The 23,889-nt window shown below is 62.4% G+C and carries 26 protein-coding genes and 1 pseudogene; 17 read left to right on the plus strand and 10 right to left on the minus strand.

Annotated elements, in window-relative coordinates:
* Window positions 1–90: 90 nt before the first annotated feature.
* A complete protein-coding gene (gene ligD / locus ABIB91_RS19980) occupies window positions 91–1,014 on the minus strand; it encodes a non-homologous end-joining DNA ligase (protein WP_354164763.1) in 924 nt (307 codons plus the stop codon).
* A gap of 131 nt (window positions 1,015–1,145) precedes the next feature.
* Between ligD and ABIB91_RS19985 the strand changes: the two genes are divergently transcribed.
* From ABIB91_RS19985 to ABIB91_RS20010, 6 genes are all read left to right on the plus strand, one after another.
* Window positions 1,146–1,331: a DUF3606 domain-containing protein gene (locus ABIB91_RS19985; protein WP_007601546.1), complete on the plus strand. Its 186-nt coding sequence runs from the start codon at window positions 1,146–1,148 to the stop codon at window positions 1,329–1,331.
* A gap of 160 nt (window positions 1,332–1,491) precedes the next feature.
* A complete protein-coding gene (locus ABIB91_RS19990) occupies window positions 1,492–1,758 on the plus strand; it encodes a hypothetical protein (protein WP_354164767.1) in 267 nt (88 codons plus the stop codon).
* 77 nt (window positions 1,759–1,835) lie between these two features.
* Complete coding sequence (locus ABIB91_RS19995; protein ID WP_007601548.1) at window positions 1,836–2,075, plus strand: DUF6894 family protein; 240 nt, start codon at window positions 1,836–1,838, stop codon at window positions 2,073–2,075.
* A gap of 45 nt (window positions 2,076–2,120) precedes the next feature.
* On the plus strand, window positions 2,121–2,438 hold the full coding sequence (locus tag ABIB91_RS20000; protein ID WP_354164770.1) for a hypothetical protein: 318 nt from the start codon (window positions 2,121–2,123) through the stop codon (window positions 2,436–2,438).
* Between the two features lie 246 nt (window positions 2,439–2,684).
* A complete protein-coding gene (locus ABIB91_RS20005; RefSeq protein ID WP_354128500.1) occupies window positions 2,685–2,891 on the plus strand; it encodes a GDCCVxC domain-containing (seleno)protein in 207 nt (68 codons plus the stop codon).
* Window positions 2,892–3,035: 144 nt separating this feature from the next.
* Entirely contained in the window at window positions 3,036–3,251 is a 216-nt protein-coding gene (locus ABIB91_RS20010) for a hypothetical protein (RefSeq protein WP_354164773.1), read from the plus strand.
* Between the two features lie 389 nt (window positions 3,252–3,640).
* Here the strand turns inward: ABIB91_RS20010 and ABIB91_RS20015 are convergent, their stop codons facing one another.
* The 3 genes from ABIB91_RS20015 to ABIB91_RS20025 form a co-directional block, all read right to left on the minus strand.
* On the minus strand, window positions 3,641–5,179 hold the full coding sequence (locus ABIB91_RS20015) for an FAD-dependent monooxygenase (RefSeq protein WP_354164776.1): 1,539 nt from the start codon (window positions 5,177–5,179) through the stop codon (window positions 3,641–3,643).
* Window positions 5,180–5,426: 247 nt separating this feature from the next.
* Window positions 5,427–5,855, minus strand: coding sequence for a response regulator (locus tag ABIB91_RS20020; RefSeq protein WP_354164779.1), 429 nt, complete (start codon window positions 5,853–5,855; stop codon window positions 5,427–5,429).
* A 59-nt stretch (window positions 5,856–5,914) separates the two neighbouring features.
* Window positions 5,915–6,115 carry a hypothetical protein gene (locus tag ABIB91_RS20025; RefSeq protein WP_007601553.1) on the minus strand — a complete coding sequence of 67 codons (201 nt, stop codon included), beginning with the start codon at window positions 6,113–6,115 and terminating at the stop codon, window positions 5,915–5,917.
* Window positions 6,116–6,468: 353 nt separating this feature from the next.
* On the opposite strand from ABIB91_RS20025, the gene ABIB91_RS20030 reads away from it, so the two are divergent.
* The 5 genes and pseudogenes from ABIB91_RS20030 to ABIB91_RS20050 all read left to right on the plus strand — a co-directional run bounded on the left by ABIB91_RS20030 (window position 6,469) and on the right by ABIB91_RS20050 (window position 10,658).
* A complete protein-coding gene (locus ABIB91_RS20030; protein ID WP_219682395.1) occupies window positions 6,469–6,768 on the plus strand; it encodes a hypothetical protein in 300 nt (99 codons plus the stop codon).
* Window positions 6,769–6,830: 62 nt separating this feature from the next.
* Window positions 6,831–7,259: pseudogene (locus tag ABIB91_RS20035) on the plus strand (GNAT family N-acetyltransferase).
* Between the two features lie 238 nt (window positions 7,260–7,497).
* The gene (locus tag ABIB91_RS20040; protein WP_219682432.1) at window positions 7,498–8,766 is read left to right on the plus strand and encodes a CaiB/BaiF CoA transferase family protein; all 1,269 of its coding nucleotides are present in this window, start codon (window positions 7,498–7,500) and stop codon (window positions 8,764–8,766) included.
* A gap of 107 nt (window positions 8,767–8,873) precedes the next feature.
* Complete coding sequence (locus tag ABIB91_RS20045; RefSeq protein WP_354128498.1) at window positions 8,874–10,103, plus strand: acyl-CoA dehydrogenase family protein; 1,230 nt, start codon at window positions 8,874–8,876, stop codon at window positions 10,101–10,103.
* Between the two features lie 9 nt (window positions 10,104–10,112).
* Window positions 10,113–10,658 (plus strand): flavin reductase family protein, encoded by a 546-nt coding sequence (locus ABIB91_RS20050; protein ID WP_354164784.1) that lies wholly within the window; start codon window positions 10,113–10,115, stop codon window positions 10,656–10,658.
* Window positions 10,659–10,683: 25 nt separating this feature from the next.
* Here the strand turns inward: ABIB91_RS20050 and ABIB91_RS20055 are convergent, their stop codons facing one another.
* Complete coding sequence (locus ABIB91_RS20055; RefSeq protein ID WP_354164787.1) at window positions 10,684–11,775, minus strand: NAD(P)-dependent oxidoreductase; 1,092 nt, start codon at window positions 11,773–11,775, stop codon at window positions 10,684–10,686.
* A gap of 1 nt (window position 11,776) precedes the next feature.
* Between ABIB91_RS20055 and ABIB91_RS20060 the strand changes: the two genes are divergently transcribed.
* The 6 genes from ABIB91_RS20060 (at window position 11,777) to ABIB91_RS20085 (ending at window position 18,131) form a co-directional block, all read left to right on the plus strand.
* Window positions 11,777–12,760 carry an ABC transporter substrate-binding protein gene (locus ABIB91_RS20060; RefSeq protein ID WP_354164790.1) on the plus strand — a complete coding sequence of 328 codons (984 nt, stop codon included), beginning with the start codon at window positions 11,777–11,779 and terminating at the stop codon, window positions 12,758–12,760.
* A gap of 78 nt (window positions 12,761–12,838) precedes the next feature.
* A complete protein-coding gene (gene ilvD, locus ABIB91_RS20065; protein ID WP_219682399.1) occupies window positions 12,839–14,533 on the plus strand; it encodes a dihydroxy-acid dehydratase in 1,695 nt (564 codons plus the stop codon).
* 122 nt (window positions 14,534–14,655) lie between these two features.
* Entirely contained in the window at window positions 14,656–15,501 is an 846-nt protein-coding gene (locus tag ABIB91_RS20070; RefSeq protein WP_219682400.1) for an ABC transporter ATP-binding protein, read from the plus strand.
* On the plus strand, window positions 15,498–16,283 hold the full coding sequence (locus ABIB91_RS20075; RefSeq protein WP_354164795.1) for an ABC transporter permease: 786 nt from the start codon (window positions 15,498–15,500) through the stop codon (window positions 16,281–16,283). Before ABIB91_RS20070 ends, ABIB91_RS20075 begins: the two co-directional genes overlap by 4 nt.
* Window positions 16,280–17,047, plus strand: a complete 768-nt coding sequence (locus ABIB91_RS20080) for an ABC transporter permease (protein ID WP_354164798.1) — start codon at window positions 16,280–16,282, stop codon at window positions 17,045–17,047. Before ABIB91_RS20075 ends, ABIB91_RS20080 begins: the two co-directional genes overlap by 4 nt.
* Window positions 17,048–17,084: 37 nt before the next feature.
* On the plus strand, window positions 17,085–18,131 hold the full coding sequence (locus tag ABIB91_RS20085) for a 2,5-dihydroxypyridine 5,6-dioxygenase NicX family protein (protein ID WP_219682403.1): 1,047 nt from the start codon (window positions 17,085–17,087) through the stop codon (window positions 18,129–18,131).
* On the opposite strand, the gene ABIB91_RS20090 is transcribed toward ABIB91_RS20085, so the two are convergent.
* The 5 genes from ABIB91_RS20090 to ABIB91_RS20110 are packed head-to-tail and all read right to left on the minus strand — an operon-like array spanning window position 18,128 to window position 23,852.
* Entirely contained in the window at window positions 18,128–19,120 is a 993-nt protein-coding gene (locus ABIB91_RS20090) for a 3-hydroxybutyryl-CoA dehydrogenase (RefSeq protein WP_354164802.1), read from the minus strand. The genes ABIB91_RS20085 and ABIB91_RS20090 overlap by 4 nt on opposite strands.
* A gap of 3 nt (window positions 19,121–19,123) precedes the next feature.
* Complete coding sequence (locus ABIB91_RS20095) at window positions 19,124–20,212, minus strand: NAD/NADP-dependent octopine/nopaline dehydrogenase family protein (protein ID WP_354164805.1); 1,089 nt, start codon at window positions 20,210–20,212, stop codon at window positions 19,124–19,126.
* A complete protein-coding gene (locus ABIB91_RS20100; RefSeq protein WP_354164808.1) occupies window positions 20,209–21,732 on the minus strand; it encodes a class I adenylate-forming enzyme family protein in 1,524 nt (507 codons plus the stop codon). Before ABIB91_RS20100 ends, ABIB91_RS20095 begins: the two co-directional genes overlap by 4 nt.
* A 2-nt stretch (window positions 21,733–21,734) precedes the next feature.
* Window positions 21,735–23,024 (minus strand): acyl-CoA dehydrogenase family protein, encoded by a 1,290-nt coding sequence (locus tag ABIB91_RS20105; RefSeq protein ID WP_354164811.1) that lies wholly within the window; start codon window positions 23,022–23,024, stop codon window positions 21,735–21,737.
* 12 nt (window positions 23,025–23,036) lie between these two features.
* The gene (locus ABIB91_RS20110) at window positions 23,037–23,852 is read right to left on the minus strand and encodes an alpha/beta fold hydrolase (RefSeq protein WP_354164814.1); all 816 of its coding nucleotides are present in this window, start codon (window positions 23,850–23,852) and stop codon (window positions 23,037–23,039) included.
* Between the last annotated feature and the right edge of the window lie 37 nt (window positions 23,853–23,889).

Raw genomic sequence — 23,889 nt, forward strand, 5'->3', positions numbered from 1 at the left:
GTGCGGAATTTAGGTCTCATAGCGGGCTTCCGCCTCTCTTAACGCTGCATTCACCTCGGAACGATCTCGCCCTTCGGTCCAACGCTTCCATTACAGGTCCTCCCTCAACCCTTTGAAGAATGGATGCCGGACTTTCCCCACCGCCGACTTGGCGCGATACTCGATTTCCGCGAGCAGCTTCGGCTCAACCCAGATGCCCTTGTGCCCGATGCGCTTGGCGTAAGGTTGCGTCTTGCGAATGAGCGGCTTCAATCGTTTTTGCAGTTCTGCGGCAGATGTCTTGTCGAATCCGTGGTCGACCTTGCCCGCATAAATGAGATCATCTCCCTTTTGGCGCCCGAGATAGATGCCGCCCCATTTGCCTTCGTCGAGTGCGAAGCCGGCGATGGTTAGCGTCTCTCGCTGCGCGCAAGTTGTCTTGACCCAATTGTTACCCCTGCCGCTGCTGTAGGTGCTGTCGCGAACCTTAGAGACCACGCCTTCCAGCCCGACCTTGCAGGCATGCGCGAACATCTCGCGTCCTTCGATCTCGAAGCTCTCGCTGAACTGCACGTCGGTGCCGGCGATGATCTTCTTCAGCTCGGCCTTGCGCTGAAACAGCGGCAGACCGCGAAGGTCTCGCCCATTCAGATAAAGCAGGTCGAATGCGACGAGCACGATCTTGGGCGATGTGCCCTTCAGCTCGTTTTGAAGGACGGAAAAATCGGTGTTGCCATCGGCAGCAGGGACGACGACCTCGCCGTCGATGACCGCCGATCCCGCCTTGATGTGCCAGGCGTCGTCGGCGACTTTCTTGAAGCGTTTGGTCCAGTCGTGACCGCGACGGGTGTAGACGGTGACGGCCTCGTTGGCCAAATGAAGCTGCACCCGATAGCCGTCGAATTTGATTTCGTGAATCCACCTCTCTCCGGTTGGTACGCGGTCCACCGTCGATGCCAAGGCCGGTTCGATGAAGCCGGGGAAGGGCGCTTTCACCCCGAGCGCCCCCGGCTTACGCTGACGCTGCAACGCCACTGACAAACTCCACGCAACGAACACGTTGATTCGAATCTTTCTGGCCGGATTCGTTCCGACGACGGGCGCGACCTTGTAGGGCGTGGGGAACCGATTGAATCCTTGCGTTTCAGAGATGCAAGGAGAGCAACATGGCTAAAGCGAAGAAGCAGACAACTCGCGGTCGCAAGCAGGACCGCGCGCGCGTTGCGGGTGGGCAGAAATACGAAGTTGGGTACGAGGCAAAGAAGACCGGCCGCTCGGCTTCTGCCGTCAAGAAGGCGGTCAAGAAGGTGGGTAGCAGCCGGAAGAAGGTGGAGCGTAAGCTGGGGCGCTGATAGTTTTGCGTTAGCCCATAGGTTTGTGGCGAGCCGGTCGCGTGAGCGGCCGGTTTTCTTGCGCTCCGTGTTTTGCTCTTCGCTATTTGAGTGCAGCCGGGAACCAGCTGGCCTGAACGTCCATTAATAACCTGGATGGTCCGATTTAGGGGATTTGGCCATGGGCATCGAGCGAATGCACTCCCCGAAGTATTGGCTCATACGGGCTGAGGAGTTTCACACCAAGGCCGACAACTGCGAACACGTGGAGGCGAGAGCCACGCTTCGCCAGGTTGCCAAGAACTATGAAGCGATAGCCAGGCGAGCGCAGCAAATTCTCACTGCCACCGAGAGGGACCAGCGCCACCGTCAGCAAGCTCCCCGGGTGGCACAAGAATACGCCGACGACCAGCGCGAGAACCGTCTCGATCCATCCCGAGCGCCGTAGCTGGGCCGTCATAGTCGTTTTCTTGGGGGTGTTCTAATTTTGGTAGGAACATCAAGCGCAACCGCGCCTTGACCACCATGCCCCACTACTACTTCGACACGCGCGACAACGACAGGTTCGTTCCTGACGAGATCGGGGTCGAAATCGCCACCTTAGCGAATGTGAAGCGTGCGGCCTCCGAGGCAATGGCAGACTTCGCCAAGGACGTGCTGCCGGGCTCGGTAGTTCGTACCCTCTCAATCGAGGTGCGGGACGGCTGCGGACCTGTGCTTAGGGTGGTGCTCCGCTTTGAGATTGTGCACGCCGCTGTTCATTGAGACCGCGCCAGTGAACGCCTGTTCGGCCAAGCACCGACACCGGCAATGACGCGCTGCAAAAAACGACAGCATGGTTGGCTGTTTATTTCGAGCGACACCGCAACGCAGTTCGCTGTATGGTCCCGTCCCGTTTTTCCCACAGCGGATTTGATCACCATGCACTCCATCCAAGGTACGCATATTGCCGCAATCTTCAAACTAGCCACCCAGCAGCTCGAAGCACTTCGCATCCACCCAGAGATCCAAAAGGAATATTCCGAAATTCTCGTTTTGAGAGAGAAGATAAAACTGGCGACCGATCTGAAGAAGGCTCGCCGGCAGCTCCTTCTCGGTGCCCCCCGCGCGCTTGAAGGAGGTGGATGAGGCTCCAAGGACCGAAGATTTTTGATCTAGGTCAAAGTCGCATGGCGCGGGGGCGGTTCGTATGATGCCGTGAGTGATAAGCCGCCGGAAAAGCCAGAAGTGATGCCCCGCGAGAGCGACGAGGCCCGGTGGCGCATCATCGAAAATTATGCCGCGGACCTCCGCGAATTGATCAGGAAGCTGCGCCACAAGTTGGAGGGAGCGGACGTTCCTTGGTCCAGAGCACCGCGCACGGTAACATCTCGGATGATCTTAAACTCTACCATCACGTGCCCGAAGTGCGGTCACGCTGCTACCGAGGTCATGCCGACCGACGCCTGCCAGTTCTTCTATGACTGCAAAGGCTGCGGCGAGCGCCTGAAGCCGCTCTCTGGCGACTGCTGCGTGTTCTGTTCCTTCGGTACCGTTCGCTGTCCGCCGGTTCAAGAGACCGGCAGGTGCTGCTGTAGCTAGCTGCCTTGAAGGAGTGCGGCTGCCGCGCCTGAATCGTCGGGCAAAACACTGGCAGAATAGCATCATTGAAGATCAGCCCGCGCGGAGCAATCCGCCGCGGGCTTTGTATTTGCGGAGACTCGTTACTTAACAAACGGATTTCAAATGCCCAAATTTAGGAGAAGGACCGAGCCGCATCTTCCTGTTGCTCAGCATGTGCCCAGTGAAGGTTTCGGGGCACCAACGCTGGCCGATATCGAAACCCTGGCACGCGCCAAGACCGAAGCCGCACTCAACGTGCTTGCTGCCATCATGTTTAGAGAGACAGCGAATGCTTTTGCGCGGGTGGCCGCCGCAAACGCTATTCCCGATCGTGGGTAGGGCAAGCCGGTGCAGCCCTTGGCTACGGACGCACGGCCGCGCGAATTGCTGCAACGGATTGAACGCATCATCGTACATCCGGATCATTCATCGATAGTCAACAATGAGACCGGCGAACCCGAGGCTTCGTAAGCTTCGCATCGTCTTGTCTCCAGGCGAGGAATTGTAATGAACAAACGGTCGCCATCGACTCCACTGGAGTCTAAAGATATGCATCCACAGCAAGAGAACGCGGCTCCGATCGGTTTACCCCGATGGATGCGCGACGCGCTATCTCATCAGCCGGTCCCCACGCCACCGCAGCAAGCCGGCAGCGTCGATGAGCCTGCGCACGGTGAACGCGCGAATATTCGAATCTTGAGCCGCGTTCCTTCGCGCCCGACCGGAAACTAGTCTGAAGCCGGTCCGAACCATCTCGTGATCGCGTCCGCAAGTCCATGTTGGCTCTCATCTCCCACCCAGGCCACGTGCCCGTCGGGCCGCACCAGCACGGCGCCGGGTGCTGCGACTTGTCCGATCGCCGGAAGCTGCCACGGGCCCTCGCACTCGGCGTCGATGCGATCGACGCGATCTGCCCAGGGCGCGGTGTCGAGGCCGCCTGTCTTGCTGAAACTGAGCAGCAAGCCGCGCGCGCCGTGCAGCAGCGTGAACAGTCGCAGCGGCCGCCCGTCGACCGTCAAATCGAGATCGGGCATGCGGCGCCCGAGCAGCGCGTGTCCTTGGCCGAGATCATAGTGCACGTCGAGCCCGCTCATCATCGCGCCAAAACGTTGGCGCGGCGCGTCCATCGCGAGCAGCTCCGCGACGACCTCGCGCGCGGCCTTGAGGCCGTCCTCGCCGCGGCGGAGCAGGGCGATTTGCGCCATGGTGTTGCGCAAGGTCCGCGCGCCGACGGGATGACGCTCGGCGTGGTAGGTATCGAGCAGGCTGTCGGGCGACAGGCCCTTGACCACTTGCGCGAGCTTCCAGCCGAGATTGACGGCGTCCTGCACGCCGGCGTTGAGGCCCTGACCGCCGACGGAGTGATGGATATGCGCGGCATCGCCGGCAAGCAGCACGCGACGCTTGCGATAGGACACGGCCTGCCGTGCCGCATCGGTGAAGCGGGAGATCCAGGACGGGTTGTGGAGTCCGAAGTCGGTGCCGTATACGGCGACGAGGGCTTCGCTCAGATCGCGGGAGCCGGGCGCGCCGGTGCGATCGAGCGTCGCTTCCGTCACGACGACCAGCACGCGCCCGCTCTCGGTCTTGCTGAGGCCGTGAAAGCCGAGCGCGTCGTGGCGCAGGCCCCATTCCGGCTCGTCTCGCATCTCGACTTCGGCCATGAGGTTGCTCAGCGTCGGATCTGTGCCCGCGAAGTCGATGCCGGCGGCCTTGCGCACCAGGCTACGGCCGCCGTCACAGCCGACCAGATAGTTTGCGCGCAAGGTCTCGCCGCCGGAGAGCGTCACGTCGATGCCGGTCTCGTCCTGCGCAAAACCCGTCACCTCGAGGTTTCGATAGATCGGCACCGCGAGCTCGCTGACCCAGTCAGCCAGGATGCGCTCGATGTGGCTCTGCCGCAGGGCGAGCCCGTAAGCGTGCCGGGTGGGGAGATCGCTGATGTCGAGCCTGGTCCAGGCGAAGCCCGCGAGCTGGCTGATCTGTCCTTCGCGCAGGAAGCGATCCGCGACGCTGCGCTGGTCGAGGATCTCGATGCTGCGCGCGTGCAAGCCGCCGGCGCGCGTGCCGACCAGTTCCTGATCGGCGCGCCGTTCGACGACGGCGACATCGACATTTGCGAGCGCGAGCTCCGCGGCCAGCATCAAGCCGGTCGGGCCACCGCCGGCGATCACCACCGCGTGGTCTTTCACTTGGTGTTGCGTGTGGCGGGCGCCGGCCCCTTTGGCGTGGCCGCGCGTCCGGGACGTCGGAAGCAGTACAGGCATGTGATGACCCCTCGCGTGTGTATGGTGTTCGGGTCGAGGGTTCTACGGCAGGATCGGGGGCTTGAAGCAAGCCCGTTGCACACCACATATCTGGGTGGGGGAGAGGTTAATCCCTTGTCCGCGTTCGCCGCGTTGACACGTCGGGCAAAACACCGGCATAATGCCATCATCGAAAAAGAGTTTGGTTCAACCCGCGCGGACGCTATCCGCTGCGGGTTTTGTTTTGGGTTTTCTGGGCTTGCGACCTTCAGCAGATGCCGGTAGTCCGCTGCATGGTGCTGGCGAGTTCCTCGAACGAAAACGGCTTTCTGATCATGGGAAGGCCGTCGCGCCAGGGTTCACGCCCGGACAATTGCAGGATCTTCAGTTCCGGGCGGTCTCGCCTGGCCCGCTCGGCCAGTTCATGACCGTCCATGCCAGGCATGTTGATGTCGGTGATGAGGATGGAGATATCCTGGTTCTGCTTGAGCCGGTCGAGCGCATCGTGGCCGCTCCGGGCGCTGATGACTTCGCAGCCGAGATCTTCCAGCATGTCAACGATGACATCGAGCACGCTGGGATCGTCGTCGACAACGAGTACGGTATGGCTCATCGCACAACGTTCCTTCTGAAGGAATAAACGCGCCCGCCGTGGCGTAAGTTCCGGCACGGCCTGGTCGAACGAGCGATGTTTCACACCTCGCGCAAGGCGCCGCAGAACGGCAACGTCGAGATGCGCCCCGTCTGCGGAGCGGCCTAATCGTCCTTCGACAAATCGCCGGGTTTGGTGGGAAGGTCGATAGGGCCGCCCTCGCCATTCACGAGATCGCAGTCCTTGTCCTGCATGTCGCCGGCGTCCTCAACGACGGCTTCTTGCGTGTCCCGCTCCTTGTCGCTGCGCGGCTTTCGTCCAGGAAGATTTGGCGACGTGTTTTGTGAGGTCGTCTTGAGTGTCATCTGCCGGCCCTCCTGATCGCCTAACGCGGCTTAAGCGAATTCGTTCGTTTGACACGTCTGCGAAAACACTGGCGGAATGGCATCATCGAAACGAGTTTGGTTCACCCGCGCGGAAATCTTCCGCCGCGGTTTTTTTTCGTCTCGATCAAGATCGGACGGTGGCGGCGCGTTGCGGCTACGCACTCGCCAAACCTGGTGCGCCGCCGGCCGTACCATCGCTGGCCGCGCACGCGCGAACGTGCCGGGCCGCGGCGCTGGGCCAGTGCTCGCGCCGCTGCGGTCTCCGGAGCTAATCTGGTTGTCTCCTACTTCGCCAAGCGCGGCTTCGAGAACATTGAGAGGATCATCAAGCGGTGAAGATGGCAGATGACGAAGTCAGGGCGATCGTTGCCGAGACGCTGGCCGAGCAACACAGGCTTCAGCAGGCGAACATCGATGCCATCGTATTGCGGACAGTAGCATCGGTGCTGGCGTCTTTCGGAATAGACGATGACGATCGAAAAGAGCTAAGGGCGGATTTTCAGCACCTTCGCCGATGGCGAAGGAGCGTGGAGCAGGCGCAGAGCTACACGCTCAAGGCCGTGATTACGGTGATCGCCACCGGCCTGATGGGCGTGGTTGGGCTAAGCGTCAAGTTCGTGCTCGGCAAGTGAGCTTCAGCCGCGACGACATTGCTGCATTCCACTCGCGTCATCCTTCGCCAACGGACCGTCTCATGTACAAAATTCGCATTGTCGATGCATCCGACGACGACATCGCCGATACATTGGCCGACCTTCATCGGTTGACGTTCTTCGATGCGGCTCCCTTGCCACAATTCAAGTTAGGGGCGTGGTGGCTTGCCTATCACGGCGATGAGCCGGTAGCCTTCGCCGGTGTCGTGCCGTCAACGCACATCCGAAATGGCGGTTATTTCTCCAGGGTCGGTGTGTTGCAGCGGCACCGGGGGACGTGACCTCCAATGCAGGCTGATGCGGGTGATCGAGGCAAGGGCACGGCGTATTGGATGGGACAGCATCGTCTCGGATACGACGGACAATCCGGTGTCTGCCAATAACTTCATCCGGGGGGCTATCGGCTCTTCGAACCCCATGTGCCCTGGGCTTGGCCGCATACGCTTTACTGGCGAAAGCGGCTTCGCTGAACGAATGGAGCCAGGTTTCCCGTGGTGCGGAACGAGATTCACGCAACGTAAAAATGGTTCGCCCGAGATGAAGCGCAACACGGAACGTTCAAGGGCCCGGCAGCTTGACAGCTGCCGGGCCCTTATTGCGTATTGAAGCGATGCGGGCGAAGGACTTGCGAAGTCGGCGGTGCCGGGCTTTAAGTTTGCTCCTGCGGGAAATTCGGCAACCATAAGCCGATGTAAGGGAGCGCCGTCGATGCCCACCAAGCCTCAATTGCCGGAACGTTCGTCGCGGGCGACGGGCGCGCCTACCGCGCTCGATGGTCTGCTGGTCGTCGATTTCACGCGTGTGGTTGCCGGCCCGGCTTGTACGCAGACGCTTGCTGATTTCGGCGCGCACGTCATCAAGATCGAGAATCCAGACGGGGGCGATGACACGCGTGCGTATGAACACGCCGAGATCGGTGGGGAGAGTGCTGCCTATCTGAGCCTCAATCGCAACAAGCGTGGCATCGCGCTTGACCTTACCGTGCCGGAGGCTCGTGAGATCGCGCTGGATTTGATTCGCAAGGCCGACGTGGTCGTCGAGAACTTCTCCAGCGGGATCATGAAGAAATTTGGGCTGGACTATGAAAGTGTTGCGCCGCTCAATCCGCGGCTAGTCTATTGCTCGATCTCCGCCTACGGGCGCACCGGACCGTTTGCCTCGCGTCCCGGCTTTGATCCGATCACGCAGGCGGAAAGCGGCTTCATGTCGCTCAACGGATTTGCTGATGGCCCGGCGGTTCGCACCGGCCCGCCGATCGTAGACATGGCGACGGGGATGTCTGCCTGCAACGCCATCCTGATGGCGCTGTTGGCGCGGGATCGGCTCGGTCGCGGCCAGCATGTCGAGGTCGCCCTGTTCGACGTCGCTATGGGCATGACCGGCTTCTATGGCATGGCCTATCTGATCAACGGCGAAAATCCCGGCCGGTTTGGCAATTCGCCGAGTGGCTCTCCTACCGTCGGCGTGTACGAGGCCTCCGATGGACCGCTTTACATGGCCTGCGCGAACGACCGGCTCTATCGTCGGCTGGTTGTTGAGGTGCTGAACCGGCCGGATCTGATCACCGATCCGCAGTTTGCCTCGCGCAAGGCGCGTTCCGAGAACAAGGAGCTTCTGCGGGCAGCCATCGCGGAGGTCTTCGCGAGCGATACTCTCGAAAACTGGATGACCAAGATGAAGCTGGCCAATATACCGGTCGGCTATCTGCGGACGGTCGAGGAGGGGTTCAATGCACCGGAGGCGCGAGAGCGCCATCGCTTGAACCGGATTCCACATCGTACGGCAGAGTGGATCCCGAACATCGAGCCGCCGATCAGTATGAGCTTGACGGGAGCGATCGATCCCGTGGCTGCCCCCTTGTTGGGCGAACATACTAACGACGTCCTGCGTGATACGCTCGGATACGACAATCTTCGGATCTCGGAGTTCAATCAAAAGGGGGCTTTTGGATCGGGCAAGCCATCGGAGCAGGTTTGAACCCAAGCAGGGCGTTCCCTTGGAACGTGCAAATCGCGCCCTAGCGCTGCATCCGCTTGATTTGGCGATGTTCCAGCCGCATAAATGCATGAAAGCGAGGGATACGAATGGCGCCTGGTCAAGAGCCGAGCGTGGGCCGGCCCGCGGCGGTGCAATCCGATGAACCTGCCCATGCGGCAATGATCGCGAAGGCCCGGGCGCTCGTCCCACGGCTGCGAGAGCGGGCGGCGCGGACGGAGGAGTTGCGGCATTTGCCGCCGGAAACTGAGCAGGATCTGCACGAGGCCGGCCTGTTCCGGATGCTTCAGCCGAAGCGCATTGGCGGCGCAGAACTCGATTATGTCGCCTTGATCGATTGCGCGGACCTGCTCGGACAAGCAGACGCCTCGGTGGCCTGGAATCTGGCCAATCTGGCGAGCCATCACTGGATGCTCGGCATGTTCGAGCCGACGGCGCAGGATCTGGTCTGGGCCCGTGATCCGGACGCACTGATCGCGTCCTCGTTCATTTTTCCGGCCGGACGTGCCACGAGAGTCGAGGGCGGATACCGGCTCCATGGCAGCTGGCCGTTCTCCTCGGGCGTTGCCTCCTGTGCATGGAACATGCTTGCAAGCGTGGTCTACTCCGACGATGAGGCGGACGGCATCGAGTATCGGATATTTCTGCTGCCGAAAGCCGACTACAAGGTCCTCGACACCTGGAATGTCGCGGGACTGCGCGGGACAGGGTCTTGCGACGTGGAGGTCAGGGACGCTTACGTGCCCGACGATATGACGGTCGCGGTCGGCGATCTTGACGGTGGGCCGACTCCGGGAAGCAAGCTCAATCCCAACCCGCTGTATGCGCTCCCGGTATTCTCGCTGTTTCCCTACGTCCTGTCCGGCGTCGCGCTGGGAAACGCGCAGGCATGCCTCGACGATTATGCGGAGGTCGTCCGTCATCGCATTTCCACCTACAACCACGCCAGGCTGAGCGACTTTCAAAGCACCCAGATCAAGATCGCCGAGGCCTCGGCGAAGATCGACGCCGCACGCCTGATCATGCGCTCGGCCTGTCTGAATGCCATGGCGGATGCAAGGCGGGGTCATATCCCCGATATGGCGACCAAGACCAGATATCGGCGCGACGGCGCTTTTTCAGTAAACTTCTGCACGGATGCGGTGTCGATGCTGTTTGCCGCGAGCGGAGCACGGGGCCTGTTTACGACGGGCGCGTTGCAGCGGCAGTTCCGCGATGCGCACGCGATCAATTCGCATCTCGCGTTCAATTTCGATGCAGCCGGGACCAATTATGGACGCGTGGCGCTGGGGCTGCCGTCCGAGAATCTCACGCTGTGAGGCCGGCCGATGAATGATCTGCCGAAGCAGCCGGCCGTTCCCGATCCGGCCAACGAACTCGCGAGCGACAGCTCGCCGATCGATCCCCGCGATTTTCGCAGCGCGCTCGGCACCTACGCCACGGGGGTGACGATCATCACGGCCGCGGCGCCTGACGGCAAGCCCTATGGCCTGACCTGCAATTCGTTTGCCTCGGTCTCGCTGAATCCGCCGTTGGTTCTTTGGAGCCTGGTCGTCTATTCCTCTAGTCTGACCATCTTCCAGAACGCCAGTCATTTCACGGTCAACGTTCTTGGCGTTTCGCAACAGGCGCTGGCGAGCAAATTCGCCAAATCGTCTGATGACAAGTTCACCGGTGTCGAGTGGACGCCGGGCCTCGGCAACGCGCCGGTGCTCGCCGAGAGCGTCGCCAATTTTCAATGCCGCTCAGTCAATCGCTATTACGGCGGCGACCACGTGATCTTTCTCGGTGCAGTCGAGGCCTATACGTACAATACGAAGGAGCCGCTGCTCTTTGCGCGCGGCGAGTTCGGCCGATTTCTCGCCGACGGCTAGCGCAAGCAGTCCCAGCAAGCGTGCTTCAGTTCGCGCTGGATGGTTCGGCGCGCCCTGCCGAAAGTTTGTAGATTTCGAGCGCATCCGCGTCCGCGCCTCGCGCGGCCTTGGCGAGCCTGAAAAGTTGTCCGGCGAGCGAGGCCATGGGCACCGGCGTCGACGTCGTCTGAGCGACGTCGGCGACGGTATCGAGGTCCTTGAGCATTGTCGCAATGTGACCAAGCGGCGGTGAGTGAATGCCCTGGGCCATCCGCGGCACGAACAGCTGCAACGGAATGGAGTCCGCGAAGCCGCCGGCGAGTGCTTCGGGCAACCGGTTGGCATTGATTCCGGCGTTCACGGCAAGGCGTGTTGCCTCCGCAAGAACAGCCATCGCGCATCCGACGATCACCTGGTTGCACAGCTTTGTGGTCTGCCCCGCGCCGGTCGGGCCCATATGGGTGAACCTGCGTGCCATGGCCAGCGCGTAGGGGCGGACCCGCTCGATGTCGCCGGCTTTTCCGCCGGCCATGATGGCAAGCGTGCCTTCCTCGGCGCCCTTGGTACCACCGGACACGGGCGCATCGATCCAGCCCGCGCCGTTCGCAGCTAACAATCGCGTTGCAAGGTCCCGTGCGGCGTCAGGATGGATCGAGGAGAAGTCGACCACGAGCTTACCCGCGCCGGGCGCAGTTGAGATGCCCTCGGCCCCGAAGATCACCTCTTCCACGGCAGCCGCATCCGTCACGCACATGAAGACGATGTCCGAGCTCTCCATCAAGTTACGGGGGGTGGCTGCGCGCGTGGCACCGGCCTCGACGAGTGCGGCCATCTTCCCTTCCGAACGGTTCCAGACAGTGACCTGATGGCCGGCGTTGAGCAGTCGCCGGCTCATTGGCGTCCCCATCAGTCCAAGGCCGAGATAGCCGAGCCGCTCGACGCCTTGCGGGTTTGTCTTGCTCGCTTCAGCCATAGGTTGCCTCCATCTGTCGGTTCGCGACGCTGCATTACCACATATCGCGCAACTCACGACGAAACCGCGCGGCCTGCATGGCTTGCTTGATTGTTTGAACCATGAAACATTTGCCGCGGTCGGGTTGGATGGCGCCGGTCGGCGCCTGGGCAGCGGAGTGGGCACGATGCGAACCGTTTCGAAGTGGATCCTGGCTTTGGGGGCGGCAGCGGCCGTGAGCGCGAGCGCGGGCCCGTCATGGGCGCAGCAGACAATTCGCGTCGGCTGGACGATTCCGGCCGAGGAATCCAAATACTGGATGATGCGCCGCCCGGCTGAGTTTCCCAACATCGGCAAGGCCTACAACATCGAATGGACCCAGTTTCAGGGCACCGCTCCGATGACGCAGGCCTTGGCGGCCGGCGCGCTGGATTGCGCGACCCAGGCGCCGCTGTCGCTCGCCAACGGCGTGGTTGGCGGCAACCTCAAGGCCTACATCGTGGCGCAGCATGTCTTCGAGAAGGCCGGTGGTTTCTCGGTCTACTGGGCTGTCATGGACGACTCCCGGATCAAGACGATCGCCGATCTCAAAGGCAAGACGGTCGGAATCTCCGTGATCGGCGGCGGCACCCAGGGCCCGTTCAATCTGTTGCTGAAGCAGAATGGCATTGATCCGGCCAAGGACATTAAGCTGGTCGAGGTCGGCTTTGCCGTCTCCGAAGATGCGTTGCGGCAGGGCCGCGTCGATGCGGTCAACATGAACCAGCCGTTTGCCGCGCGCGCGGAGGCGAAGGGCGGCACGCGCAAACTGTTCTCGCTGTCGCAGGCGATGCCGAACATCGTGCACATCCTGGAAGCCTGCCGTGCCGATTTCGTCGACAAGAACCCGGAACTGGTCAAGGCTTACGTGCGTGACATTACCTCTGGCATGAAGAAAGCGCTGGCGAACCGCGAAGAGACGTTGAAGGTTGTCAACGAAGTCCTGAAGGCACCTATTCCGGTTCTCGAGACCTATCTGCTCAAGGACAATGATTTCGGCCGCGATCCGGGCGCGGCACCGAATTTCCCCGCGATCCAGAAGATGCTGGATATCTACGCGGAGACAGGGATGCTGCCAAAGTTGGATGTCGCGCAATTCAAGCACTCGACGATCGTCGCTCCGCTGCAATAGGCGATCGGGCGACTGAACCGAGCGAGAAGGTCGCGGCGTCCAGGATGATCCGGGACGTTGCATGAAGAAGATGCACGTATGAAGAAGCTCCGATCTCGGATCACGACGGATGGCCTCGACCGGGCTCCGCACCGCGCGTTCATGCGCGCCATGGGGCTCGACGACGCTGCGATTGCCAAGCCGATGGTCGGCGTCGTCAGCATGAAGGGCGAACAGACACCCTGCAACATGACGCACGACTTTCAGGTCGCGGCGGCCAAGACGGGAATCGAGGAGGCCGGCGGTACGCCGCGCGAGTTTTCGACCGTGTCGGTTTCCGACGGTATCAGCATGAATCACGAGGGGATGAAGTTCTCCCTGTTTTCGCGGGAGCTGATTGCCGATTCGATCGAAGCCGTCGTCCATGGTCTCGCTTACGATGCGTTGATCGGTTACGGCGGATGCGACAAGACGCTTCCCGGCGTGATAATGGGCATGGTCCGGTGCAACGTCCCGTCCATTTTCATCTATGGCGGCAGCGCGCTGCCGGGCCGCGTAGACGGGCGGACCCTCACCGTGCTCGACTCCTATGAGGCTGTCGGCAGCTTCATGACCGGAGAGATCGACGGTGCCACGCTCGAGCGGATTGAGCGGGCCTGCCTGCCGACCATCGGCGCGTGCGCCGGCCAATTCACTGCCAACACCATGGGCATGGTGTCGGAGGCGATGGGCCTCACCATTCCCAACGTGTCGATGGTGCCAGGTGTCTATGCCGAGCGCGCGCAGATATCCAGGCGGGCCGGGCGCCTCATCATGGAGATGCTGGAGCGCGGCGGGCCGTTGCCGCGCGACGTCGTGACGCGGAAATCCCTGGAAAATGGTGCGGCGATCGTGGCTGCTACGGGCGGTTCGACCAATGCTGCGCTGCATCTGCCGGCGATCGCGAACGAGGCCGGGATCGCATTCACGATCGATGATGTCGGCGAGGTTTTCGCCAGGACGCCGCTGATCGGAAACCTGCGGCCTGGAGGCAAATATACGGCAAAGGATGTCTACGATATCGGCGGCGCTGCCGTGGTGATCCGGGAGCTGATCCAGAGCGGGCATATTGATGGCAGTTGCCTGTCGATCACGGGCCGTACACTTGCCGAAGAATATAGCGCCGCCAATGCTCCTGACGGAGAGGTCGTTTACGCGGCTCGCGCGCCGATCATGCCAGACGGCGGTGTGGCAGTGCTGAAGGGAAACCTCTGCCCTGATGGTGCGGTGATCAAGGTCGCCGGGCTGAAGAGCCAGTTGTTCGAAGGCGTAGCGCGCATCTTCGAAGACGAAGAAGCTTGTGTCGCAGCGGTTCGCGACCGCAGCTACAGGGCGGGCGATGTGCTTGTGATCCGCAATGAAGGGCCGGTGGGCGGCCCCGGCATGCGCGAGATGCTCGGCGTCACCGCGCTGATCTACGGCCAGGGCATGGGCGAGAAGGTGGCCCTGATCACGGATGGACGCTTCTCCGGCGCCACCCGCGGAATGTGCATCGGCTATGTGTCTCCCGAGGCCTTCGTCGGCGGTCCGCTGGCATTGGTTCGCGATGGCGACAGGATCCGGATTGATGCGGCAAATCGGCGGATGGATATGCTGGTCGACGAGCAGGAACTCACGGCTCGCCGACACGATTGGAAGCCGCGTCCGCCTCGTCACCGTGCCGGTGCGCTGGCGAAATATGCCCGATTGGTTGGCCAGGCACCGGGCGGGGCCGTGACGCATGAGGGGCCCGCAGAATGGCCCTGGTTTGGATGACGCGGCGCACTTGCCCGAAAACAGCGCGTGTCTGGCAAGTTTCTTGCTAAGCTGGTGCCGCTGACGGAGGACATTCAGCGTGTCTGTTGCGCAGGGTTCGCGCGCGAACGAAGTGAGACGGGATGAAGGTAGTGCCTTCGAGATCGAGCGGATGGGTGAGACCGGTGACGCCGCAAAAACCGGCTTCTGCAATCATCGAGATCGAGAGCGTCTCGCAGGTATTTCAGACCTCAGCGCGCAAGGACCATGTGGCGCTATCGGACATCTCTCTGGCGATCGAGGAGGGAGCCTTCGTCTCCATCCTTGGTCCGTCGGGCTGCGGCAAGTCGACATTGCTTTACGTCGTCGGCGGCTTCGTCAGCCCGACCAGCGGCTCAGCGAAGATCAGGGGACGGACGATCACGGGACCAGGGCCGGATCGCGGTCCGGTGTTCCAGGAATTCGCGTTGTTTCCGTGGAAGACCGTGCTGGGCAATGTGATGTACGGCCCTCGCCAGCAGGGCGTGCGCACCACCGAGGCGGAAGCACAGAGCCGGGCCCTGATCGAAATGGTCGGGCTCAAGGGCTATGAGGACTTCTATCCCAAGGAGCTGTCCGGCGGCATGAAGCAGCGTGTGGCATTGGCTCGAACGCTGGCTTACCATCCTGAGGTTCTGTTGATGGACGAGCCGTTTGGCGCGCTCGATGCTCACACGCGAACGCGGCTGCAGAACGATCTGTTGAACATCTGGGAGCGTGATCGCAAAACGGTGCTGTTCGTCACGCATTCGGTCGACGAAGCGGTTTTCCTCTCGGACAAGGTCGTGATGATGTCGAAATCGCCCGGCCGCATCCGCGAGGTCATCGACATCGATCTGCCGCGGCCGCGCCGCCGCAGCGAGCTGCTGCTCGATCCACGGTACCAGAAATACGTTGTCGATATCGAGCGCATGTTCGACGAGGTCGACGAGACGGGATCGCGGTCGTGACGTCGCTGGCGGCCTTGGGCAAGCGTGCCGCTCCGGTGTTTGCCTGTATCGGGCTTCTGGCGGCATGGCAGGTTGCGTCACTCGCGCTCAAGAACGACAGCTTCCCGACGGCGATCGAGGCGATCCGTGCAATCCCGGACATCCTCGGAGACAAGGAAGCTCTGATCAACATCCTGGCCTCGCTCCGCCGCATGGCGGTCGGGTTTGGCATAGCGGTATCGGTTTCGATCCCACTCGGCCTGTTGATGGGCCGCAGCCGGGCCGTCGCGGCGTTCTTCAATCCGCTCCTGATGGTGATCTACCCGGTGCCGAAGGCCGCCTTGATGCCGATCATCATGCTGTGGCTGGGCGTCGGTGACATCACGAAGACGCTGGTGATCTTTCTCGGCGTCAGCCTGCCCGTGATCTATCACAGCTTCGAGGGCGCCAAGGCGGTGGAAGAGAAGATGCTGTGGTCGGGCGCCGCGATGGGGCTTTCGCCTGCGCAGCGGCTGGTCCGGATCGTACTGCCGGCGGCGCTTCCAGAAATTCTGACCGGTTGCCGCACCGGACTCGTGCTGGCGCTGATCACGATGATTACCAGCGAGATGATCGCCCGTCAGTCCGGCGCCGGCAATATCCTGTTCAATGCCCTCGACATGGGCCAATACGATACCGTTTTTGCGATGATCATCATCGTCGGCGCGATGGGAATTTGCCTCGATGCGATGTTCGAGCGGGTCCGCGCAAGGCTGGTGCGCTGGTCCGAACCGCAGTTCGACATGCCGCTGAGCTTCTCATGATCCCGCAGCTTCGCTCCACTAGAATTATTCTTGGGCTCGCGCCGATCGTGCTGGTGATCGCGCTGTGGCAAGGCCTTGTGTCATTTGGCTTTGCGCCTGCGGTCTTGCTGCCGCCGCCGGGATATGTCTTCAGCAGGCTGCTTCAGCAACTCGTCACGTGGACGTTCCAGCAGGAGATCGCGGCGACCCTGCTCCGGCTGTTTGCCGGCTTCGCGATCGCGGTCGTGCTCGGTGTCAGCATCGGCATCGCCGCCGCTGCCAGTCCGGCTATCAACGCCGTGGTTCGGCCGATTGTGCGTGTGCTCGCGCCTTTGCCCAAGGTCGCGCTCTATCCAGCATTGCTGCTGCTGCTCGGCTTCGGTCACGGATCGAAGATCACGCTGGTGGCGGCGGATGCGCTCTTTCCCATTCTCTTGTCTACCTATTACGGCGCGTCGACGGTGGAGCAGAAGCTGATCTGGTCGGCCATGGCGGCGGGAACGCCGCGCTATGAGATCCTGTTCAAGGTGGTGCTGCCTGCCGCGATGCCGTCGATCCTGACCGGTTGCCGGATCGGCCTTGTCATTTCATGCATCGTGGTGTTTCTGGCCGAGATGATCACGTCGAGCGACGGGCTCGGACATGTCCTCGTCACGGCGGCTCGGACCTTTCAGGCCGTCGATATGTTCGTGCCGCTGATCACGATCTCGCTGCTGGGCCTGATCCTCAATGGCCTGCTGGGGGCAGTGCGCGCGTATCTGCTGCGGGGTTTCCCCGAAGCATGAACTGACGAAGAAGAAACAGGAAGACCGGGAGTAGACCATGCTGGCTGACCGCATCGAGGCAAAATGGATCGACGCATTTTGCGAGATTTTTGAGCGATGCGCCGTCAAGGCCGGCGATACCGCGGCGATCCTCTCGGAAACCCAGTCACGTGCGTTGAATGTTCACCTGGCGGAGCTCGCGCTGCTGCGGATGGGCGCGCGACCGTTTCACGTGGTCATGCCGACCCCGCGTAACCGGAATATCGTTCCGGTTCGCTCGACAGGGGCAAGCGAGGCGATCCAGCGGCTCGGCCCGGTGATCACCGCGCTTCAACAAGCCGGCTTCGTGGTGGATTGCACCATCGAGGGCCTGATGCATGCGGTGGAAACGCCCGAGATCCTCAAAGCCGGCGCGCGTATCCTGGTGATCTCCAACGAGCATCCCGAGGCGCTGGAGCGGATGGTGCCGGATCCCGCGCTCGAGAAGCGCGTTCGCGCAGCGGCAAAGATGCTGCGCGGGACCAAGCGGATGCGGGTGACGTCAAAAGCCGGCACGGCGCTCGACGTCGATATGGTCGGCGCTTCCACGGTCGGCGTGTGGGGCTGGACCGACAAGCCCGGGACGCTGGCGCATTGGCCCGGCGGCATCGTCGTCAGCTTCCCCAAGAGCGGAACGATCAATGGCACGCTGGTGATGGCGCCCGGCGACATCAACCTGACCTTCAAGCGTTACCTGACGTCGCCGGTGAAGATGACGCTGAAGGACGATTATGTCGTCGAGCTGGAAGGCGAGGGCACCGATGCCGCAATGATGCGCGCCTACCTTGCCGCCTGGGGCGATCGGGAAGCCTATGCGGTGTCGCATGTCGGCTTCGGCATGAATCCCGGCGCGCGCTACGAGGCGCTGTCGATGTATGATCAGCGCGACACCAACGGCACGGAAATTCGTGCCGTTTCCGGCAACTTCCTGTTCTCGACCGGTGCCAACGAATTCGCCGGCCGCTACACGGCGGGCCATTTCGATCTACCGGTGATGGGGACGACGATCGAGCTCGATGGCGCCGCGGTCGTGCGTGACGGGGTGCTGCAGGACGTCTTCGGCTAGCCGCGATCGAGCACCGGCGGCCGCGCCAGGTCAAAGTGACGGAGCAGGTCGACCATGGCCTGAAGCCGTTTTGCCCGATAAGCGTCGACGTCCATGCCTGAATAATCGAGAAAGCCTGCACCTGTGCGCAGGCCGATCCGGCCCTCGTGCATGTTCCGCGATATGACCTCCGGTGCACGATAGCGGTCGCTGCCGAGTGCGCCCTCGAGATAACGACTGGCGTAGTAGAGGATGTCGCCACCACCCCAGTCGATGAACTCGAGCAGCCCAAGCACGGCGTAGCGGAAGCCGAAGCCGTAGCGGATCGCCTTGTCGATCTCCTCGGCGCTGGCGACGCCTTCCTCGACCATGCGCGCGGCCTCGTTCATCGCCAGCGCCTGGATGCGCGGAACTATGAAGCCTGGTGTCGCTGCGCAGACCACCGGCACTTTGCCGATGCCTTCGAGTAGCGCCTTGACCTCCTCGATGATGCCTGGATCGGTGGCCTTACCGGGCGAAACCTCGACCAGCGGAATCAGATAGGCCGGATTGAGCCAGTGCACATTGAGGAAGCGGCGAGGATTCACGATCGCGCCCGAGAGGTCGTCGACAAGGATGGTCGATGTGGTCGATGCGATGATCGTATTGGGGCCGACTTGTTGTGAGGCCGCCCCCAGCACATCCCGCTTGAGCTCGACGACTTCGGGGACTCCTTCAAAAACAATTCCCGCATCGGACAGTGCCGCCTCGCTCCGGCTGGCCGGCACCACCGAGACCCGCGCGATCAGCGGATCGACATCCGCCTCGGTCAGTAGCCCCAGCTTCGCCAGGCTGGCAAAGGTCTTCCTGACTTCGCCGAGCGCATCTGCCTGCAGCCTGGCGAAATCTTCCACTGAACGGGCCTTGACGTCGATCATCGTGACCGTATGCCCGGCATAGGCAAACGCGACGGCGATGCCGCGCCCCATGCGGCCGGCCCCGAGACAGGCGATGATGGCTCGGCTGGTCATCGGTCAAAATCCCCTGCGAAGAAGCGTCTGCAAAGCGGCCTTATCGAGATTGCCGAGCCCCAGCGTCTCGAGGGTTCGGCCGCCTTGCGCGAAATCCTCACCGCAAACTGCGCCGCCAATGGCCAGGAACGCCTTGGCCAGCGGCGTAGCCACGCCCGCCAAGCCGGCGACGGAGACCAGCAGCGATAGCCCAACCCGCAAATCTTCTCTCATATAGCGGTGCTCGGTCAGCACGATCCGTTCGCGCCAGTCGCCGGAATCGGTCAGCCGGTCATGCGAGCCGCGGCCGTACATCCAGATCTCGCCTTCCTTGGCATAGTGATGGGCGAGCGGAAAATGCGGTGCGCCATATCCGAGCGCCTCACGCACGGCAATCCGTTCGGCATCGAGCGCGTCGGTGACACGGCGAATCGCGGCTTGCGTTCCTTCCTTATGAATGTCCCACTTCTCGAAATGCTCGATCGGGCCTGCATTCATCACGATCAGCGGCGGATGGATAATCGGGCCTGCGTTCATCAGTGCGCCGGAGAGAGCATCGCCGCACGGCTCGATTGCGCCGGGGAAAGCCTGTCCAATCACTTCAAGTGCGCGCGGCGCCTGATCGAGCGGGAAAATGCCGACCGGCAGTCGCTTGGCGCGGATGGTAATCGCGACCTCGAACGGGCCGTGCTTGCGGGTTAGCCAAGGCAAGGTCCCGGTTTCGGCAAAGCACGCCTTGGCGCGGTTGCCGGCATCCCGCGCAGCCTGGGCGAAGATCATCGAGCCGAATGTCGCCGGCGGCAGAAACACGACCTGTCCATCCCGCAGATGTGGAGCGAGCAGGCGCGCGATATCCGTCTGCGCGAAGGCGGGGGCGGGGCACAGGATCAGCTCTGCGCCGTTGACCGCCTCGGCGATGTCGGTCGTCACCAGCGCCAGTTTCACGTCGTGACGGCCGTTATGATCCTTCACCAGGATGCGCGAGCCGGCGGCGCGATGTGCTGCGACCTGATCTGCGTCGCGGCGCCAGAGCCGGACCTCATGTCCCGACAGCGCAAAATCGCCTACGGCCGCGAAAGAGCCGTTTCCCCCACCCAGAACCGCAATCTTCAAGATGCTTCTCCTTGCGCGCGCGACTGCGCATCAAGCTGCTTCAGCAGGAAATGCTGGACCTTGCCCAACGCGGTGCGCGGCAGGTCCGTGACGAAAATGATGTCGCGCGGAACCTTGTAGCGGGCGAGTTGGGCCTGGAGATGCACTTTCAACGCGTCTGCTTCCAGTCGACGGCCGGATCGCGGGATCACGTAGGCGATAGGCACCTCGTCCCAGCGTGGATCGGGCCGGCCGATCACGGCGCATTCGCTGACATCGGGATGTTCGAGCAGGACGCGTTCGACCTCCGCCGGATAGACGTTCTCGCCGCCGGAAATGATCATGTTCTTCTTGCGGTCACGCACCCAGAAATAGCCGTCCGCGTCGCACAGGCCGATATCGCCGGTACGATACCAGCCGTCGTGGAGCGCATCGCGCGTGGCGTCCGCATTGCCCCAATATTCGAAGAACACGTTGGGGCCGCGCACCGCGATCTCGCCCGGCGCGCCCGCCGGCACTTCGTTGCCGGCCTGATCAATCACTTTCGCTTCGCAGCACAGGCCGGCAAGTCCGGTCGATCCCGCGCGCGAGAGATCGCCACCAAGCCGGGTGTAGACAGCAATCGGGCAAGTTTCCGTCGAGCCGTAGACCTGAAGCACCGGGACGCCGCGCGCCACGAAGCGGTCGATCAGATGCGGCGGCACGATAGTCGAGCCGGTCGCGACGGCTTTGAGTGACGAAAGGTCGGTCGTGGTCCAGGCGGGATGCTCGCTTACGGCCTGGATGATCGCCGGCACCATCACGGTTAAGGTCGGCCGCTCCCGTTCGATGGCCGCAAGCGCGGTGTCCGGCGTGAAGCGTGCGTGAACCGTGACCGTCGCGCCAAGATGGAGCGCCGCCGTAGTCTGGATGTTGAGGCCGCCGACGTGGAAGAACGGCAGCAGCGTCAGCACGTGGTCATCGGACGTCATGTTGTGCATGTGCTGGCTCATGACGCCGTTCCAGAACAATGCCTCCTGGCGCAGAACCGCGCCTTTGGGCCGTCCGGTCGTTCCTGATGTGTAGACAATGAGAAGCGGACAGGAGAGATCGGTGTGCGGGTTGCGGCCGGTGCCCCGGCTTCGAGCCAACAGGTTTTCGAACGTCGTGCCGCGGGGCGGCTCGAAATCGAGCCCGACGATTGCGGTTCCCTCAAGCTCGGCAAGTACCCCCTCAAATGCTTGCTCGAGCATCAGGACCTTGGCGCCGGCATCGTTGAGGATGAAAAGCTGCTCGGCGACAGCGAGCCGCCAGTTCAGGGGCACCAGCATCGCGCCGAGCCGCGCGCAGGCATAGAGCAGAACCAGATAGTCCGGCCGGTTCAGGCTGAGGATCGCAACGCGGTCGCCCCGGCCTACGCCGAGCTCCTGCTTCAACGTCGCCGCCGTCCGCTCGATGCGTGCAGCGAATGCCGCATAGCTCAACCGTTCGCCCTCGAAGGCAATGGCCGTCTTGTCTGGCGCGAACGCCGCGTTGCGATCGATCAGACTGCAGAGATCCACCGTCAGTCGTCCGTTTCGCCGGCCTCGTACAGCGCCTCGCGCCCGATCCGGTCGAGGCAGAGCTCGGCTGTCCAGGGCAACATCAGCGAGCCGCAGCGGCTGTCGCGATAGATCCGCTCGAGCGGCAGCGAGCGCAGCATGGCCTGACCGCCGCAGGTACGGATCGCGAGCGCGGCGAGCTCATTGGCACCCTCCATTACCGAATATTGCGCGGCATAAGCGCGAAGCACCTGCTCCTTGCTCGGATTGGCGCGCGCTTCGGTGACTGCCTGGAACCAGATCGCCTTGATCTGCTCGAGCTTGATCTGCATCTGCGCGACCGAAATTTGCTTGGTCGGATACATCCTGCGCTTGACCGGCGGCATGCCCGGTACTTCGCCGCGCAGATATCGCACTGTAAAGTCATAGGCGGCTTGAGCAAGGCCCATATAGGTTGGCGACAGCGTGAGGAACATGTGCGGCCAGCGCATCGCGGCCTGGAAATAGACGCCCCGCGGCATCAGCGCCGAATCTGCCGGCACGAACACGTCCTTGAACAGCAGCGTGCGCGAGACCGTTCCGCGCATGCCGAGCGGGTCCCAGTCGCCGACGACCGAGACGCCTTCCGATTTCGCAGGGATCGCGAGGTAAAGCGTATTGCGGCGCGAAGCCTTCTCACCTTCCTCGATCTCGGTGCAGAGAACGCCGTAATAGTCCGCATGGCCGGAGAGTGATGCAAAGATCTTCTTGCCGTTGACGATCCAGCCGCCCTCGACCGGCCTTGCTTCCGTGCCGAAAGCGACGCCGCCTGCCGCTGCCGCACCGCCCTCCGAGAACGGCTGCGAATAAATCGCGCCGTCCTCGACGATCCGCTTGTAGTGGACTGCACGTCGCCCCTCGTGCTCAGCGCGGGTCTCTGCATCCATGTCGAGATCGTCGGCGAGCGGGCCCGACCACAGCGTCGAGCAGACATGCATGTTCCAGGTGAGCGCAGTCGCGCCGCAATAGCGGCCGATTTCGGCTGCCGCTAGCGCGTAAGTTTGATAATTGGCCCCGAGCCCGCCATGTTTCTTGGGGACGGCAATACCGAGTAGGCCGACGCGATGCAGGTCGCGATAGTTCTCCGACGGGAAGATCGCTTCGCGGTCGTAAGTCGCGGCGCGGCCGGCGAACACGCTCTGGCCAATCTCGCGCGCCCGCGCGATGATGCCGGCCTGCTCGTCGCTCAGTCGGAATGCGACGGGATCGAAGATCGGTGCATCCAGCGCGACCTTGTCAGTTGCGCCGATGGTCTTGCTGACTTGCATGGTCATTGCGCAGTCACCTTAAGTTTTGATCGCGACGGAATTCAGGAAGAGGCCGAGGGCCTCGTTAAAGGCATCGGGGCGTTCCAGGTTGGCGAGATGGCCCACAGCCCCGAGCTCGACATATTCCGCCGAGGGAATGTAGCTCGCCGTCTTCGCCATCATTGGCGCTGGCGCGTTGTTGTCCTTGGAGCCGGACAGCAGCAGCGTCGGGATGGAAATATCCTTGAGGGTGCTGCGTTGGTCGAAGCCGATCAAGGCCAGCATCATGGCGCGATAGCTCGCCTCGGGCACGCTTGCCATGCACTCGCGCGCAAGCTCCATTCCCCTGGGATCAGGATCGTCGCCCACCAGTTCCTTCACCAGAGAGGGCGCCAGCGACTTCATCGTTTCGCCGCGATCGAGCGGCCCGAGCCGTGCGGCGATAAACGATTTCTGCCAATCGCCGTCGGCCTTGCCGAAGGCCGGGCTGGTCTGCGCCAGCACGACCGCGCGCGCCAGTTTTGGGGATTGCACCAGCCATTTCTGGACGATCATGCCGCCGATGGAATGGCCGACCAGAATCGGCCTGCTCGCACCAAGCTGCTCGATGAATTGCTGGAGCGCATCCGCCAGGGCAGCGATGCTGACGCTGGCGAGCGGCGCCGAGCCGCCATAGCCCGGCATGTCCCATGCAATCGCGTGGAAGCGGTCGCCGAATGTGGCAAGCTGCTGCCGCCAGGCCCGTGCCGCACCGCCGATGCCATGCAGGAAAATCAGAGGTGTCCCGCCCGGATCGCCCGCTGCTTCATAGGCGAAGCGGCCGTCCTTTGTTATCCTTGGCGCAGGCTGCGACACGCGACATCCTTTTGCTTGGCTCTTCGATGCTAACAGG

The sequence above is a fragment of the Bradyrhizobium sp. JR4.3 genome (assembly GCF_040547695.1).
Taxonomy (GTDB): Bacteria; Pseudomonadota; Alphaproteobacteria; order Rhizobiales; family Xanthobacteraceae; genus Bradyrhizobium; species Bradyrhizobium canariense.